The organism is Enterococcus sp. AZ141 (assembly GCF_051714385.1).
In the GTDB taxonomy this organism is placed as follows: Bacteria; Bacillota; Bacilli; order Lactobacillales; family Enterococcaceae; genus Enterococcus_D; species Enterococcus_D entomosocium.
In genome coordinates this window covers 3,169,547-3,186,550 of record NZ_JBIORT010000001.1, presented here as the reverse complement: position 1 = coordinate 3,186,550, position 17,004 = coordinate 3,169,547, and the positions used below count along the sequence as shown (strand labels likewise).

Annotated in this window: 14 protein-coding genes and 1 tRNA gene; 10 read left to right on the top strand and 5 right to left on the bottom strand. The window is 43.4% G+C overall.

The window, feature by feature from the left end:
• Nucleotides 1-71 precede the first annotated feature (71 nt).
• Nucleotides 72-1,307, bottom strand: a complete 1,236-nt coding sequence (locus IGI89_RS14695; RefSeq protein ID WP_086338129.1) for an Ltp family lipoprotein — start codon at nt 1,305-1,307, stop codon at nt 72-74.
• A gap of 404 nt (nt 1,308-1,711) precedes the next feature.
• Nucleotides 1,712-1,794 (bottom strand) — tRNA-Leu (locus tag IGI89_RS14690).
• A 196-nt stretch (nt 1,795-1,990) separates the two neighbouring features.
• Here IGI89_RS14690 and IGI89_RS14685 point away from each other — a divergent pair.
• From IGI89_RS14685 to IGI89_RS14670, 4 genes are all read left to right on the top strand, one after another.
• Nucleotides 1,991-3,103 carry a hypothetical protein gene (locus IGI89_RS14685; RefSeq protein ID WP_016621170.1) on the top strand — a complete coding sequence of 371 codons (1,113 nt, stop codon included), beginning with the start codon at nt 1,991-1,993 and terminating at the stop codon, nt 3,101-3,103.
• The gene (locus IGI89_RS14680) at nt 3,100-4,314 is read left to right on the top strand and encodes an ABC transporter permease subunit (RefSeq protein WP_005236453.1); all 1,215 of its coding nucleotides are present in this window, start codon (nt 3,100-3,102) and stop codon (nt 4,312-4,314) included. Before IGI89_RS14685 ends, IGI89_RS14680 begins: the two co-directional genes overlap by 4 nt.
• Nucleotides 4,315-4,324: 10 nt before the next feature.
• Nucleotides 4,325-5,200 (top strand): ABC transporter ATP-binding protein, encoded by an 876-nt coding sequence (locus IGI89_RS14675; RefSeq protein WP_194187991.1) that lies wholly within the window; start codon nt 4,325-4,327, stop codon nt 5,198-5,200.
• Nucleotides 5,201-5,367: 167 nt separating this feature from the next.
• Nucleotides 5,368-6,585 carry a pyridoxal phosphate-dependent aminotransferase gene (locus IGI89_RS14670; protein ID WP_438735791.1) on the top strand — a complete coding sequence of 406 codons (1,218 nt, stop codon included), beginning with the start codon at nt 5,368-5,370 and terminating at the stop codon, nt 6,583-6,585.
• A 55-nt stretch (nt 6,586-6,640) separates the two neighbouring features.
• On the opposite strand, the gene IGI89_RS14665 is transcribed toward IGI89_RS14670, so the two are convergent.
• A complete protein-coding gene (locus IGI89_RS14665; RefSeq protein ID WP_005236448.1) occupies nt 6,641-6,820 on the bottom strand; it encodes a hypothetical protein in 180 nt (59 codons plus the stop codon).
• Between the two features lie 160 nt (nt 6,821-6,980).
• On the opposite strand from IGI89_RS14665, the gene IGI89_RS14660 reads away from it, so the two are divergent.
• The 5 genes from IGI89_RS14660 to IGI89_RS14640 all read left to right on the top strand — a co-directional run bounded on the left by IGI89_RS14660 (nt 6,981) and on the right by IGI89_RS14640 (nt 14,287).
• Nucleotides 6,981-7,826 carry a helix-turn-helix domain-containing protein gene (locus IGI89_RS14660; protein WP_438735790.1) on the top strand — a complete coding sequence of 282 codons (846 nt, stop codon included), beginning with the start codon at nt 6,981-6,983 and terminating at the stop codon, nt 7,824-7,826.
• A 68-nt stretch (nt 7,827-7,894) separates the two neighbouring features.
• Nucleotides 7,895-9,040 (top strand): N-acetylglucosamine-6-phosphate deacetylase, encoded by a 1,146-nt coding sequence (gene nagA, locus IGI89_RS14655; RefSeq protein ID WP_438735789.1) that lies wholly within the window; start codon nt 7,895-7,897, stop codon nt 9,038-9,040.
• A gap of 122 nt (nt 9,041-9,162) precedes the next feature.
• Nucleotides 9,163-10,002, top strand: a complete 840-nt coding sequence (locus IGI89_RS14650; RefSeq protein WP_438735788.1) for an SDR family oxidoreductase — start codon at nt 9,163-9,165, stop codon at nt 10,000-10,002.
• A 160-nt stretch (nt 10,003-10,162) separates the two neighbouring features.
• Nucleotides 10,163-10,864: an ABC transporter ATP-binding protein gene (locus tag IGI89_RS14645; protein WP_086317272.1), complete on the top strand. Its 702-nt coding sequence runs from the start codon at nt 10,163-10,165 to the stop codon at nt 10,862-10,864.
• Nucleotides 10,865-14,287: an FtsX-like permease family protein gene (locus IGI89_RS14640; protein WP_438735787.1), complete on the top strand. Its 3,423-nt coding sequence runs from the start codon at nt 10,865-10,867 to the stop codon at nt 14,285-14,287.
• A 44-nt stretch (nt 14,288-14,331) separates the two neighbouring features.
• Here IGI89_RS14640 and IGI89_RS14635 read toward each other — a convergent pair whose 3' ends face one another.
• Nucleotides 14,332-14,931 carry an FUSC family protein gene (locus IGI89_RS14635; RefSeq protein ID WP_005231932.1) on the bottom strand — a complete coding sequence of 200 codons (600 nt, stop codon included), beginning with the start codon at nt 14,929-14,931 and terminating at the stop codon, nt 14,332-14,334.
• A 98-nt stretch (nt 14,932-15,029) separates the two neighbouring features.
• Between IGI89_RS14635 and IGI89_RS14630 the strand changes: the two genes are divergently transcribed.
• Nucleotides 15,030-15,992 carry an aromatic acid exporter family protein gene (locus IGI89_RS14630; RefSeq protein WP_086332307.1) on the top strand — a complete coding sequence of 321 codons (963 nt, stop codon included), beginning with the start codon at nt 15,030-15,032 and terminating at the stop codon, nt 15,990-15,992.
• A gap of 33 nt (nt 15,993-16,025) precedes the next feature.
• On the opposite strand, the gene IGI89_RS14625 is transcribed toward IGI89_RS14630, so the two are convergent.
• Entirely contained in the window at nt 16,026-16,982 is a 957-nt protein-coding gene (locus IGI89_RS14625) for a Gfo/Idh/MocA family protein (protein WP_016613320.1), read from the bottom strand.
• Nucleotides 16,983-17,004 lie beyond the last annotated feature (22 nt).

Below are 17,004 nucleotides of genomic sequence, written 5' to 3'. Positions count from 1 at the left end.
TGGGTATAAAAAATAGCAACAATATAAGGGCTATCATAAAGGCATCGCGATGTCCTTTTGTTCGCTAGTTTTTAGTTACCCATGTTTGTCATCGCGTAGTCGATTTGTTCTTCTGAAAAGTCTTCGGAAGCCAATAACCGGCGAATGTTGTCTGGAGGAAGACTCATCAAGGAATGGTAACTATTTGCTTTCTTCAACGCCTGCTCGTTCCAATCAATCGTGAGCTGATCAACTGCCCATTGCGCATCATTATGGGTAAACCCTTCAAATTCTAATTGTTGGATCAATCGTGCACGTGAGAAAGCCATGAGGTTCGTATAGGATTCGGCACGTGCGATCGCTCGTCTTTGTTCTGAAGCTCCTTCATTCTCGGTCTGAGTTTGTTCGTCCTGGTTTTGCTGGCTTTGCTCTTGCTGCAAAGCCGTAGCTGCTTCTTGTTTTGCGTTTGCTTCTTGAAGCTGTTGATACACGGTAGTGACCATGTCTTGATCAATGTCATGATCAAAGCCATAGGTCATCACAGCCAGCTGATGTTCATCTGAAGATTGATCGAATCGATTCATAAACATCAACGATTCACGAGGAATATTTACGACCAGCCCTCGTAAAATCGTTTCATAGAATGCAGCTTTTTGCTCGTCGGCAGTTTCCCGATTAAGAACAGTAAATCCAGATGCGTACTCCTCTTCGGGCTTCGAAAAAACGAAGACGTCAACATTCATTTCACTTGTGTGGTAAACAGTGGCGGTGAGTTCGTCGTCAAGTTTGATCCTGCGATAAAGAGTTAGCTCATCTTCGGTGAGCTGCTGAAGCTGCGCAATATCGTCTGCCAAAAGCCCCAGCTTTTGACGCGGGTCGGCTTCAGGAATCGTTTCGTTTGCTACCTCCAGTAGACGGTTGAGGTTGTCTTGATTACTGAGAATGATAGGGCTCCGTTCATGAATCGCAGCCAGAGCCTCGCTATAACCAATGCGGGCAGCAAACCAAGCAGGGACATCGATCCGACGCTCCACTAACGCTCGTTCAGCGGTTGCCATCAAATCAATTGTGTGGCTGATTAACTGATAAAGATCTTCGTCGGAAGAATCAAGCTCTTCCAAAATAGCCAATTCGGCTTGACTGCCGGCAATCAACAACTCTAAGGTTGCTGGGTGATAATAGGCCCAGCCCGTTCCGGATTGGTTTGTATATTCCAGTCGTGCGTCGATGCCAAGTGCAACGGTCTCTGACAGTTCTTCATCTGCCTTTGCGCAACCGATAAGCAAAATAACGAATGACAATAGGGTGATCAGTACTCTTTTTTTCATTAGGCTCCTTCTTTCTATCGAAAGTAACTGAGAAAACGGTCGGAAGAGGTTTGTTTATCTGGGGGAAGGAGGAGAGAAGGTGAATGGGAAAAATGCTGAAAAGATTTTTCATCACCAGTAAATTCAGGCAACTGTTTCTGATCCGCCAATAAGAAAAAGCGGAGCATCGAACCAGCTTTCGAGAATAATTGTTATATTATTCATTTTATATGAAAAATGGTTTGAAATGCAATGATAAAAGAGTTTTTATCGATTTTTACATTTGGGAAAGGAAGCTTCGTATCAACTTTCTAGGAGTAGACGCTCAAGATCAAAGCGATCGAAAGAATTCATCGAAGGATCGCCATGGGGAATCTTTTGAGCAAACAAAAAAACAGCTTCCCATAATAGGGAAGCTGTAAGGATGCGGAAAATGGGATTTGAACCCACACGAGCGATTGCTCACAAGACCCTCAATCTTGCACGTCTGCCATTCCGTCATTTCCGCAAATACTATAGAAGGAAACGCAGGCTGAGGTAGTTCTGTCACGCCGCGTCTAGAAAATATCTTACCTGATTTTCAACAGGTTTGTCAATAACTTTTCCTAATGCTATTTGAAAGAATTTTCAGACTTTAGATTGCATTTTCTCCCATAAAAGGTATGCTAAAAGAATGAATAATTATTTTTTTGAGAGGAGAGCAAATGAACTACTTTAAAAACCAGTTAGCTAAATCTGTCAAACAGAAAACGTTCCTCTTCCTGCTCATTGGTGCCTTTAGTTTAGGTTGCTGTTTTTCCATTTATTTGAAGCTGATGGAACCCATCAACTTACCCGCCACGATCACTGCAGAAAAAGCGGAAGCCTCACGGCTTGTTGATCGCTACCAAGCCAATCAGTCGGGTTCACCTGCTGAACAAGAGGTGTATCAACTTTTGCTTGAAAACAATACACTGACTTCGCGACAGTTATCCAACTTGATTATGGAAGAATACGAACGATTTAATCAAACGAGTATTCAAATTGCAGAACTAAAAAAGCAGATTTGGGCGTCAGAAGTTGATGACAAAGGATTTTTGCCACCTTTATGGGCAATCGAACAAGATCAGAAGGTCTATCAAGCTTTAGTCGAGCAAGAAAAAGAGCCGGTCCTCACTGCTGCCAATGCCCAGACCGCTGTCGCTTTGGCAATAACGTTTTTGCTGAATTTTGGCTTCTTCTTTTGGGCTTTTTTTGCCAGTGACAATTTGATAGAAGAAAGAGAACACTTCTCTTTGATTCGCTCGTACCCGCAGATTTTTCCGATTCGGATGTTAAGTAAAATTGTGGTTAAAGGGATTACAAATTTAGGCGTTTTGATTGTGTTCTTCTTAGGCGTCTTTCTTTCAATGAGCCTTCTGGGGGAGTTCGGGGATTGGCAGTATCCAGTAGCCGTCTATCTCAATGGGGATTGGGTAGCCTTACCTTTTTGGCAGAGCGTTTTATATAGCCTGGTTTCTTTTGGCTTGCTGATTGGTTTGATCGAATGCTTAGGTTTTGTCATGAACATGATCGCAGCCAATCGATACGTCTCTTTCTTTTTGCTGGTGCTTTTTTATGGGCTCGGCTTGATTCCGATGTTGCAAAAGATCCCACTGTTACCAGTTCATATAGCTGCTATGGATAAATTTTATTCGGGCGCCTTTGCATCGGGTTCTGGTACTTCTTGGGGAGTCTATGCTAGTTGGCTGCTGACGGTGGTGTGGATCTTCCTTTGTATAGCTTTGATGCTCGTTGCGGATAAACAGAACCGCTTGTTGAGAGGAGGCAAAGGATGAAAGACTATTTTTTATTTGAATTACGACAACTCTTAAAGAGCAAGAAAACTATTGGTCTTTTTTGCTTGCTTCTTATCTATAGCGGCGTTTACAGTTTTTGGCAAAAAGATTTTCGCCCGATTGAACGAGTAGATAAAACAGAAATGCAACAACGCTATACTGTGCGACAAGATTTTCTTGATCAACAAGCAGCCAATCCTTCTGACCATTGGTCGGCAAGCTTAGCAGTTGAAATGTTTACCCCATGGAACGAAGCGGAAAAACAACGATTAGATGCACTAGCTGATGAAAACTGGCAAGCTTATGCACGAGGAACAACTACGTGGTACCAGTTGGCGTTGCAGTTTACCGATGAACGAAATGTTTTTTATACACCGGATTATTATACGTTTCAAAATTACTACGCTGCCTATGACGGTCGCTTTGGTTATGCTTCAACCGCTAAGCTTATGGAAGCCTTCAGCCAGTTGCCGAATAAGAAACTCTCGCAAGCAGTCATGGAGCAAAAAACGGGGATACAGGCATTGCAGCGAAGTTTTACTGGATATTTACCGATTCTATTGCTTGCTGTTTCTTTATTTTTGGCGATCGATTGTTTGCCAAAAGAACGAAGACATAAATCCCTATTTCTTTCACTGCCATTATCGGCAGAAGAGATCCTTTGGAGCAAAACGGCAGTATTGATGGTCGGTTCTGCAATTGCAACGCTTGGGACCATGTTCTTTCTCTGGTTGGGTTCTGGCATTCAATTCGGCTTTGGTTCCCTGGAACTACCGGTCACGATTTTATCACCGACCTTTGATGCCCGCTACCCGATCACAGATTTCAACGCTTTTGAAACACAAGCCATCGGTCTTTTTATAGGCCAATGTTTTCTTGCGACGCTTTTTTTGCAGTTTATTTATTGTCGCGGCATCTTGTTGTTCAGTGCCCTGTTTCGCTCAGAACTGGTTAATTTGCTTTTGGCTGGTTTTTGCTTGCTTTCACCCTATATTTTCCAAAGACGTTGGTTCAGTGCTTACCTTGATAAAACGCTGTATGTCTATCTGTATCAAAATGTGGGACAAGTCCTTTCAGGCTGGACACGTTTTTATTTTGGTTCTGCAGGGTTTACGATGGAAAAAGGGTTGCTTTTATTAGGAGGCGTTTGGCTTCTGATCGAAATGTGTTTCTTCGTGACGATCCAACGCAAAAAATTTCATTTGGCATAGGAGGAACGATATGTTAGAACTGAAAAATGTGACGGTCACGTATACGAGAAAAGTATTGGATCAGCTTTCCATTGCCTTTTCTCCCGGGGAAATCGTCGGGTTAGTCGCCCCTAACGGCACCGGGAAATCCACGCTATTGAATGTGGCGATGAATTTCATCCAGCCGAATGAAGGCGCAGTATTTTTGAATGGCAGTCAAGTATATGTGACCAAAAAATCAGAAGTGGCAGCGCATCAACAAATTTCGTTTTTTCCTGACCAAAATGATTTGTACAATGATTTGAGTGGTTTCGAGCATCTCAAGCTGTATCAGCGAATGTGGCGTTCAGAGGAACACTTAGTGGAAGAAACGATTGATCGTTTGCGGATGAGTGACTATATCAAACGTCCTGTGGGTACCTATTCGCTGGGCATGCGGCAACGTCTGTGTTTTGCGATGCAGATCGTGACGGATACGCCTTATATGCTGATGGATGAAGTCATGAATGGCTTGGATCCGACCAATGTGGAATTGATCTCTAACGTATTAAAAGCCTTGCGAGCGCAAAAGAAAGCGATCGTGATTGCTTCGCATATTTTGACCAATTTGGATTCCTACGCGGATCGGGTCTTGTTTTTAAAAGACGGCAAGATCATTCACGAATACTTTGGTCGCAAGTCGTTAGTCAATCAACCGTTGTACTTAAAAACGGACTCGGCAGATTTTTTGGTGGCTTTTCCAGAATTAACGACGGTGACCATCGATCTGCAAGGACGGATCTATCTGGTAGAAATCAGCGATCCGCAGTTGCCGCAACGTTTTATCGCAGCAGGAATCACTGATTTTTCGGTGGGGCATTTGGCGTTAAATGAATTGTACTTGAAGTATTTTCCTGAAAATTCCTGAATGAACCAAATTCAGTGGATGAACGCAGGGCAAGCGCTCTCGACCGAGAGGCGAAAAATTTTCGCCACAGTTAAAATTTTTTTGCTATAATAGGTTCAATCTGAAAAGAGATCAACGACGAGAACCAATAACCTGACGTTGACCTATGGTTAAAGGAGAAATGGAATATGAAGAAATTTTCGAAGTCGTCAAAACTTGAAGGGGTCAGTTATGATGTACGCGGCCCGGTTTTAGAAGAAGCTGATCGGATGCAAGAAGAAGGCATCAGTATCTTAAAATTAAATACGGGGAATCCCGCGCCTTTTGGCTTTGAAGCCCCAAATGAAATCGTTAGAGATTTGATTATGAATGTGCGAGAGTCGGAAGGCTATTCTGATTCAAAAGGGATTTTCTCGGCACGTAAAGCGATCGAGCAATATTATCAATTACAAAAATTTCCTGATGTGACCATCAATGATATTTACACAGGTAATGGTGTTTCCGAGCTGATCACGATGTGTATGCAAGGGTTATGTAACAATGGGGACGAAGTGCTCGTGCCGATGCCAGACTATCCTTTGTGGACTGCTTCGATCTCATTAGCTGGCGGAAAACCCGTCCATTATATTTGTGATGAACAAGCAGATTGGAATCCTGATATCGAGGATATCAAAGCCAAAGTAACCATCAAGACGAAGGCCATCGTCATTATTAATCCAAATAATCCCACCGGCGCCGTTTATCCGAAAGAAGTTTTACAACAAATCGTCGAGGTTGCTCGTGAGCATGACTTGATCATTTTCTCTGATGAGATCTATGACCGGTTAGTCATGGATGATTATGTCCATGTGCCGATTGCTACATTAGCGCCAGATCGATTCGTTGTGACGCTAGGTGGCTTGTCTAAGTCTCATCGAGTGGCAGGTTTCCGTGTGGGCTGGATGGTCCTCAGTGGCGACAAGTCCCATGTGAAAGACTATATCGAAGGCTTGAATATGCTATCTTCGATGCGACTGTGTTCGAATGTCTTATCGCAACAAATCGTTCAGACCGCATTAGGAGGCTATCAAAGTTCTGATGAGTTACTATTACCAGGTGGTCGTATTTATGAACAAAGAGCGTTTATCCACAAGGCAATCAATGACATTCCGGGATTGTCAGCGGTGAAACCGAAAGCCGCCTTTTATATTTTCCCTAAAATTGATATTCAACGCTTTAATATCACCAATGATGAACAATTTGTTTTAGACTTTTTACACGAGCACCACATCTTGCTGGTTCACGGCGGTGGGTTCAACTGGCAACAGCCAGATCATTTCCGAATCGTTTATCTTCCTAATATGGAAGACTTAAAAACGACTGCTGAAAAAATGACAGAATTTTTGGCGTCCTATCGTCAGAAATAAGAATATAAAAAAGCACCGCTCCTTCAACAACCGTGAGGGAGTGGTGCTTATGTTTTTATTCGGCAACTGGTTGACAAATTTTTTTGCTCACAATCATTCGATTGGTAAATTTATCCAGCATTTCAGCACTAGGATCGGTGACTTGAACCAGAACAGAGTTCTCATATTCTCGTTCGATGATCCCTTGATACTTCTTGCCATCCCATGTAAAAAAGATCGTACTGTCGATCGTCATCTTAACACCTCATTTGAAATTGTGGAAAAATAACAAGACATTCTTGAAATTGCTTTCCTTTTTGTCATTATGTGCTAAAATAAAGAAAATTAAAAATGCGAATTCGCATTTTTGACAAGAAACGTTCGGTTTTTATAAGAATTCCCCCTGGAGGACAATTATGAAGAAAAAAGAAGAATCTTTTGGTCAAAATATCCGTTCGATTCGGTTGAAACGAAAGATGACACAGAAGATGTTAGCGGAAGATATTTGTTCGCAAAGTGTTTTAAGCCGTATTGAAAACAACGAAGAGTTGCCGAATGTCTGGGTGATGTACCAAATCTGCCAACGCTTAGGAGTCACCTTAGATCAAGTAATGATGCTTCATTCGGAAGAGATCAACAAAACCAATCAAATCTTTGCCGAAATCGAATCACATTTTGTCCATAAGCAGTTTCAAGAAATGCGGGAAAAAATGGAAGATAAGGCGATCAAGGATTATTTGTATCTGGATTCAGATATGCAAATGTATTACTACTATCTAGGCAGCTGTGATTATTTCCTCGATCAAAACTATGATGCCGGCCTTGAGGCGCTGAAAAAAGGATTGGCCTACTCCTATCAACAGGATAAGACCAATGTGTCGGTGATGGAAATTCGTATCCTGAGCTGCATGGGTCGCGTCTATAGTGATTTGCTGCAACTGGGTGAGGCTCGTTTTTACTTAGAAAAAGCTTACGATGCCATGCACGCACTGCCGCCGGAACGTCTCTCCACATCATTGACCAAAATTTACTACAATTATGCGGTCTTTTTAAAGGAGCAACAAGAAGATTGCCTCGCGCTAAAGGTAACGAACGAAGGCATTTCCTTAGCCAGAGAAAAAAACAGTTTGTATTTTCTAGAAGAATTGTTTGAACTGAAGGGACACTTACTTTATAGACTGAAAGAAGAAAATGCAGCCGAAAAAAGTTTTCAGCTGTATCGTGCTGTCATGGATATTCGCCAATCTGACAAAGTGGTGTAGACCTTTCTTGACTTCTTCCCTAAATAAGAGTACTTTTAAGGAAGAAAAGAAATAGAGGAGCGATCAAGATGAATAAATATATTTACGCAGACAAATTCTTTCTAAAATCAGCGGTTCATGGCCCTGGTTACCTGGAGGTCAAAGAGGGGAAATTCGGAGCGATCGTCGATGAAGTCCCTTCTGGTGCAGACGTAGAAGATTATTCAGGCAAATGGGTAGCACCGGGTCTTGTGGATACTCATATCCACGGATTTATGAACCATGATGTGATGGACAACGATGCAGAAGGCATTAATGCCATGTCGGAAGGCCTTTTATCATGTGGTGTGACTTCCTTCTTGCCAACAACCTTAACATCCAGCAAAGAACGGTTGCGGGATGTTGCTGAAACCGTTGGGAAAGTCAAAGACGAAGTTACAGGAGCAAAAATCCAAGGGATCTATTTTGAAGGCCCATTCTTTACTGAAGAACATAAAGGTGCACAAAATCCAATTTATTTTGGTGATCCTGATATCGATACCTTCCATGAATGGCAAGAAGCTTCTGGTGGAATTATCAAAAAAATCGCCTTGGCTCCTGAGCGAGAAGGTGTGAGTGAGTTTGTTTCGCAAGTGACGGAAGAAGGCGTAGTGGTTGCTCTAGGCCATAGTAACGGTACATTACAAGAAGCGCAAACAGCAGTTGAAGCTGGTGCTAGCGTTTTTGTTCATGCATTCAACGGTATGCGCGGATTAAACCATCGCGAGCCTGGAATGGTTGGTGCCCTACTTTCATTAAAAGAAGTTTTTTCAGAGTTGATTTGTGATGGCCACCATGTGCATCCTCAAGCAGCTGAGATTTTGATGGAAAAAGCTGGTCACGACCATGTTGCCTTGATCACTGACTGTATGATGGCTGGCGGCATGCCAGATGGTGATTATATTTTAGGTGAATTTCCAGTAGTGGTGAAAGACGGAACGGCTCGAATGGAAACTGGCAATCTTGCTGGTAGTATTTTGAAACTAAAAGAAGCTGTGAAAAATGTAGTAGACTGGGGAATCGCTACCCCTCAAGAAGCGGTCATGATGGCCAGCTTGATTCCAGCAATCAGCTGTAAAATTGACCATGCTTGCGGCATGATCAAACAAGGTCGCCCAGCTGACTTTATTGTTTTGGATCAAGAAATGAATGTAACAGCCACCTATTTAGATGGCGTCTGCCGCTACCAGGCGTAAAATAAAACAATCTGCTTAAAGAAACAAGAAGAGAGCTTCTCTTGATCTGTTTTTTGAGCAGATTTTTTTGTTTTCAGTTATGATGAAAGAAAACGACATCCTATGAAGGAGATGATGGGGATTTGAAGACGATTTTAGTTACCGGCGCCAATGCCGGTATGGGCTTTGCAACAGCCAAACAATTGGCAGAATTGGGGATGCATGTGATTTTGTATTGCCGTTCTGCTGAACGAGGGCAGGCAGCACAGCAACGTTTGAAGAAAGAGACAGGCAATCCAAGCATCGATCTAGTGATCGGTGATTTGGGGTCGTTGGCTAGCGTACGCAAGTCAGCCGCTGAAATCAACGCCCGCTTTGAGAAATTGGATGTACTGATCAATAATGCGGGCATCGTCAATTTAAAAAAAGAGCGAACAGCCGATGGATTTGAACAAATGCTGGGCGTAAACTACGTGGGGCATTTTGAACTGACCCGTCAGTTATTGCCGCTAATAAAACGTGCCGATGCCGGCAGGATCGTCAATGTGTCATCCGGCGCCTACAAATTTGTAAAGAAAAAGGATCAGCGCTTTTTCGATGTACCGGATTTTTTCCCTTGGCGGGAATATGGCCGCTCAAAAAAAGCCCTGATTTTATTTACGGATGCGCTTGCGTTTCAGCTACGCAATACGACCGTTACTGCTAATTCCTTGCATCCGGGAGCTGTGGCGACCAGCTTAGGGGTCAGTCGACAAACAGGATTTGGTCAATCTATTTATAAAATGTTGACGCCTTTTTTTAAAACAGCCGAAGAAGGGGCAGATACAGCGATTTACTTAGCGCTAAGTCCAGACGTTGCGGGTATCAGTGGCCGCTACTTTGTTGATCGTCAAGCAGTCCTAACCGAGATCCCGAAGGAGCAGCAACAAGCACAGAAACTATGGCAAGAAACGCAACAAAGAATTGCGGACCACACAAAATGATTTGTTTTGCTTTTGCCAATCTGGATCACTTTGAATAAATGACTTGTTTTTTAGCAGCACGACCTTGTGCTGCTTTTTTGCGGTTTCTTTCAAGGGAAAAAGTGTGATACACTGTTAAGCGAGAAAGCGCATGCGGCGCTGGAATTCTTGGAGGAATAAAATGAGTTATATTGAAGTAGTGAAAGAAGTGAAGAAATACACAATGGGCGATACGATGATTGCTGCCAATGATGGCGTCTCTTTTTCCGTAGAGAAAGGCGAGATCGCGCTGATCCTTGGTCCTAGTGGCGCCGGTAAGTCCACCGTTTTGAACATACTAGGCGGGATGGATCAATGTGACAGCGGCCAAGTGATTGTCGATGGAACGGATATTGCTGGTTTTGATGCTAAACAACTAACGACCTATCGTCGCAAAGACGTCGGATTTGTCTTTCAATTTTACAATTTGGTGCCGAACTTGACGGCTAGAGAAAATGTGGAACTGTCGGCACAAATCGTACCCGAAGCACTTGATGCAGCTGAGATTTTGACCCAAGTTGGATTAGGTGATCGTTTGGATCACTTTCCTGCACAATTGTCTGGCGGTGAACAGCAAAGGGTCACGATTGCTCGTGCCATAGCCAAGAAGCCCAAACTGCTGCTTTGTGATGAACCAACTGGGGCACTTGACTATGAAACGGGAAAACAGATTTTGGCTATTTTAGAAAAAACAGCTCGCGAGACTGGGACGACCGTTTTGATCATTACACACAACAGTGCATTGGCTCCCATGGCGGATCGCGTGATCCATATCAATGACGCAAAGGTTCGCAAGATGGAAAAAAATACTCATCCGATTCCAATTGCCTCTATTTCTTGGTAAATGCCTATGAAAAAAACATTATTACGTTCCAGTTTACGTGAAATTAGGCAAGCACCCGGGCGGTTTTTGTCCATTTTAGGCATTATCTTTTTAGGAGTCGCTTTTTTTGTCGGGATCAGCGCCACCGGCCCTAATATGAAACAAGCTGCTGAAGATTACTTTTCTCGCCAACAATTAGCCGACCTTACAATTGCTTCAACTTTGGGGTTGTCGGATACCGATCGGCAAATCATTGAGGAAATGCCTGGCGTCACAGCGGTTGAGACGGAGCAGATCGCTGATATCAATGCCGAAAATCATCGTGCTGTGATTCGTGTCTTCTCTCTTTCAACTGATCGATCTGTCAATCAATATGAGGTGACTTCTGGTCGATTGCCGCAAAAATCAGGGGAAATCGCCTTAGATCAAGCGGCACAAAATAGTGGTGGTTTCGAATTAGATGAATCCTTTGAGTTGCCAGAAAGTGGCGAAAATCAATTAAAAACCCATACCTTCACGATCGTGGGCTTTGTCAATAGTCCTGAATATATTGAGAACTTTCATCGGGGGAACAGTACCGTTGGTAATGGGACTGTGGATTACTTTGCGGTGATTCCTGAGGAGGATTTTAAAGAAAGTGCGTACGCCCGATTTTTAGTTCGCTTTGATGACTTATCTCAAATGGAAAGCTATTCAGTGGCGTATCAGACGAAAAGAGATCAAATAAGTGCTGAAGTTGAGAAAAAGTTGGCTCCTCGGGCGCAAGGACGCAGACAAGAGCTGATCGATGAAGCACAACCAGCCATTGACGAAGCCAAAGAACAGATCCGCAACGGAGAAACGGCTCTGCAAGAAGCACAAAGGGAACTCGACGACGCACAAGAAAAATTAGCGCAGGCGCACCGGGAACTGACGGAACAAGAAGCAGCATTCCAAACAGAAATTCAAGCTGCCCAAGAGCAGTTGAATAGTGAAGCACAAAAAATAGCTGAGGGTAAGCAAGCGTTGGCGGAAAACCAACGACTGCTGGATCAAAGCGAACAAGCGTTGCTTCAGCAAGAAGCCCAAGTAAAATCAGCCCAAGCCCAGTTAGCGCCCATTTCGGCACAAAAGTCAGAACTACAAAGTGGCATCCAACAAGTGGAGGAGCAACTTGCGCTGGCATACCAAGGCATGGATCAAATCAGAAGTGTGGGTCAACTTTCTGCAGAGGAGCAAATGGCCCAGCTGCCTACCGTCTATGCACAAGTAACAGCCGCTCTGGCACAGTTGAACCTACCGACAGATGTCCTTGGTCCGATTCCTGATCTGGAGGAAATCGATGAAACGATGATTGCTACTATGCTGACGGCAGCTGAAGATACATTGAATCCACTCATTGCTGAAGGTGAGCAACAACGTGCCCAATTAAGCGGACAACTGGCTGCAATCAATGAACAAGAAGTGCAACTTCAACGGGCGCAACAGCAAGTCAACGCTGGCTGGAGCCAGGTCAGTGCCGGACGCCAAGAATTGGCACAGGCTCAGACCCAGATCACTCAAGGAGAATCGCAGCTGAGTGTTGCTCGTGAGACTTTAGCTTCTGAGCAAGCTAATGGTCAGTCTTTGCTAGACAAGGGCTGGCTGGAATACCGAGAAAACGAAGCAACCCTTCAAGAAAAGCTAGCCGAATTTAAAGAAAGAGCACCAAAAGAACGCGAAAAGCTTGAAGATGTCAAAAAAGAAGTTGCGGAAAAAGAGCAGGAATTGTTGGAGCTAAAACCGGCAGTTTATCGTGTCGAAAACCGCGATGCGAATCCTGGTTATTCAGAATACCAAGACAATGCGGAACGCGTTTCTTCGTTAGCGACGATTTTTCCAGTCATTTTCTTTTTGATCGCAGCCTTAGTGAGTCTAACCACTATGACGCGGATGATCGATGAAAAACGCAGTGAGATCGGAACGTTGAAAGCACTAGGCTATCGCAACTGGGAGATTGGACAGAAATTTTTGCTTTATTCCTCTGCAGCAGGCATCACAGGTGCTGTATTGGGCCTAGCAGTAGGCTTTTCCTTTTTTCCAGCAATCATCATTCAAGCTTATGGACCACTTTACAATCTCACGGAGTATGACACCCCATGGTATTTGCGGCTTTCATTGATTGCTGTGGGTGTTAGCTTGCTTTGCACCATCGGAATTGCGCTGCTGGTTTTACGATTTGATTTAAGACAGTCATCGGCTTCCTTGTTGAGACCAAAGGCCCCAAAAACAGGGAAACGAATTCTCTTAGAAAGAATCACCGTTATATGGCGGCACTTAAGTTTTATTCAAAAAGTTACAATGCGAAACCTGTTTCGCTACAAGTCCAGAATGCTCATGACCATCTTAGGGATCGCTGGCTGCACGTCGATGATTTTAACTGGGTTTGGCCTGAGAGATTCTATCAGCAATATCATTCCTTTACAGTTTGAGAAAATCTGGCAGTATCAGGCGGTGATCACCTTTGATGATGAGGATTCGGAAGCAATGAGTGAAACAAAAGTCGCCTCAGAAGATATTGAAGGCTTTGAATCAGGGTTATTCTTGCATACGGAAAGTCTGACGTTGGCTCAATCGGGGGTCACGCAGCAAGAAGTAACCGTCACCGTGCCAGAAGATCCTGCGGCTTTATCGAGATTTGTCCACTTGAATGATCGGGTTTCAGGAGAAGCTTACGAGCTAGAAGAAGAGGGCGCCATCATCAATGAAAAGCTTGCTAAGTTGTTTGGATTATCGGTGGGTGATACGATAACGTTGACGAATGAAAGCGGCGAGGAATTTCAACTGAAGGTAGCTGCCATCGCAGAAAACTACACGGGCCATTTTGCTTATTTGACACCTGAAACGTACGAAAAGATCTTTCAGGAAACGCCTGCTTACAATAGTGAGTTATTGAAATTCAATCAGCGCTTAAGCAAAACAGATGAAGAAGCGATCGCAGCTGACCTGATGGCACAAGATAATGTCATCAATGTTTCCTTCCTCTCAGCTTCAGCGGATGCCTTAGATGACACGACAGCAACCTTGAACATCGTCATTTGGATCTTGATCACGTCAGCAGGGGCATTAGCCTTTATCGTGTTGTACAACTTGAACAATATCAATATAGCGGAACGGATCCGCGAGTTGTCGACTATCAAAGTATTAGGCTTTTATGATCGAGAAGTGACGATGTACGTCTTTCGTGAGAATATCTTTTTAACGATTTTCGGTATTGGTTTTGGCTTGTTATTAGGGGTGCTTCAGCATCAATTTGTCTTACAGACCATCGAAGTTGATATCGCCATGTTTTCACCGACAGTCGAACCAATGAGCTATGTGTATGCAGCGGGATTGACCTGCTTGTTTTCAGGCGTGGTAGGGATCGCGATGTATTTCAAGTTGAAACATGTCAATATGATCGATGCCTTGAAAGCCAATGAGTAACAAAAACAGCCTTTTTTCAGAAGCATTCTGGAAAAAGGCTGTTTTTATTTTTCTTGTTTTTCTTGCTCAGAGATTTCCCCTTGGACTTCTTCTAGCATGGCTTTTAGTTCAAGCTCTTTTTGCCTTAGCACGACCAAATCTTCTTGAATCTCATCCTTTTTCTCTTCCTCAGGTGGTCGAATAACAAAATTGATTGACAGGGCAACTAAGGTACCGATAAAGGTATCAAGCACACGGTCCAATGCAAAGATGATCGATTCACCTTGTGGGACACTGGAAGTGATCAACAGCATCGTCGCAATGGCAGAGATGATGCCAGAATTGTTATTGATGCCATCTGAAAAAACGATGACAAAGATGACCAGTGCGGGCAGGACAAACAATTCGATCAGAAAATCATTTTGAAAATATTGCTTCGTCAAAAAATAAAAAATGGCTGTACCGCCGCCGATCGTATTTCCTAACACCCGTGATTTCCCAAAAGAGATTGTTGTTGTCAGGTCTTGTCGCAATGAAAAGACAGCAGACAAGGCAGCAATCAAAGGCTGGCCGCGATCAAGGAAATGAAAGAGCAGAATACAAAGCATGACAGCGATGGCTGTTTTTATCGTTCGCATACCTAAGCGAAAACGCCCCAGTTTCATGGTAGAATGCCCCCTTTACTTAATCATACCCAATGCTGTTGAGAAATTCTAGTCTTATTCCTCACAATTTAGTATACTTTTCAAAGGAGGTGACAAAAATGAAAATTGGATTGAGAACAGTGAAGACAGCAGTTGCTTCCGGTTTGTCCATGTTTCTTGCTCAGCAGATCGGTCTATTGTATGCACCAGCCGCAGGGATCATCGCAATTTTGAGTGTTGGGAATACAAAGAAAACCTCGCTCTTTACAGGAATCGGTCGCTTGGTTTCCTTGGCGATCGCGACGCTCCTAGCTTTTGTCAGCTTTCATCTTTTAGGCTTTGGTCCGCTGGGCTTTGTTCTTTTTCTCTTCCTATTTATTCCGACGGCAGTCTATTTCAAATTAACCGATGGGATCGTGGTCAATTCGGTCTTGGTGACCCATTATATGATGGAACGTTCTTTTGCTTGGCCATTGATTGGAAATGCTTTTTTGTTGATGAGTATTGGCATCGGCTTTGCACTTTTATTTAACTTGTATATGCCAGACGGCGAACGGGCATTGAAAGAAAAACAGCAGTTGGTGGAAGAAACGTTTAAAAGTCTTTTAAAAGACATGTCGATCGCGTTAACAGAAAAAGAAAAGGCGACGCTCCCTCATGTTTGCCAAGCATTGTTAGGAGAAATCAAGCAAGGCAAACAGCAAGCGATGGTTCATAGTGAAAACCAGTGGCGAGGAGAAGCCTCTTATTATGAAGAGTATTTCACCATGCGGCAAAGTCAAGCGCGCTTACTCTTGGAAATGGTTGATCTATTACAATTGTTTTGGGTAGAAGAAGCCTATACAAATGCGTTTCAAGAGCTGCTATCCTTTACCGCCCAGTCCTTTCATGAAAATAACGATGGAAAAGAGATCTTGGCAAAAATTGCAGCTTTATACGAAGATTATCGACAAAAACCATTGCCGCAAACAAGAGCAGAATTTGAAAATCGGGCCCAACTGTTTCAGTTTCTGCAAACCTTTAAAAGTTTTATTGAAATCAAAGCCGACTTTTCTGAACAGATTCAGACGATGGAGCGCTAAAAAAAAGACTCCTGCAAAGGAGTCTTTTCACTTTTACTGTTGTTCCCAAAAAGCTTGCATTTGATCAAGAACGTCAATGACATCGGTGGTCAAGTGGATTGATCCTTCGATATCGCCATTGATGGCTTTGATCATATTGGCAATTTCATAATTAAGGGCTTGATTACTGTCACCAGCTTCGATGACCTCATTTGACCCATCGCGGAAATGAATCATGGCTTTGTCCGCACGAGGATACTCATCCACCGTAATGTACCCTTCTTCAAAAGCAACGATACCTGTTTTAGGCATTTTCGCTTGGAAAGTCAGCGTGACACTAGCCATTTCATCAGCTGGATTTTGGAGGATCGTTACAGATTGTTCATCCACACCTGTAGAGAAGGGCTTCATGCTGCTAAACGCCACTTCTGGCGTATCCGTCATGAAAAAGCGAGCAAATGAAACGGCATATGTGCCAATATCCAGTAACGCACCGCCACCTAAATCTGGGTTGAAGAAACGATTGGTGGGATCAGGATCTTTATAGCTGCCAAATGGTGCTTGGATCATTTTTAATTTTCCTAAGCGTCCAGCATCGATCTCTTCTTTCAAACGTGCATAAACCGGCATATTGAAGATCGTCATAGCTTCTTCTAAGATCAGATTTTTTTCTTTGGCTAAGGTCAATTCTTCAGCTAATTCATCGGCACTGGTCGTAATGGCTTTTTCACAGAGGACATGTTTTCCGGCCATTAGAGCTTTCATAATAAATTCGTGATGAAGATCATTAGGTACTGCAATGTACACAATATCAATTTGCGGATCTTCCAGCATAGCATCTGTGCTTTCATAAGCATGGGGGATAGCGTATTTTTCGGCAAAGGCCTGGACTTTTGGCAAACTGCGGGCGCTGACTCCATACAGTTCACTTGCTTCATTGGAAAAACCAGCGGCAAATTGCGTCGCGATGTCTCCAAGTCCAATCATTCCCCAACGGTATTTTTTCATCATTGATCATCTCCTTCATATTTAG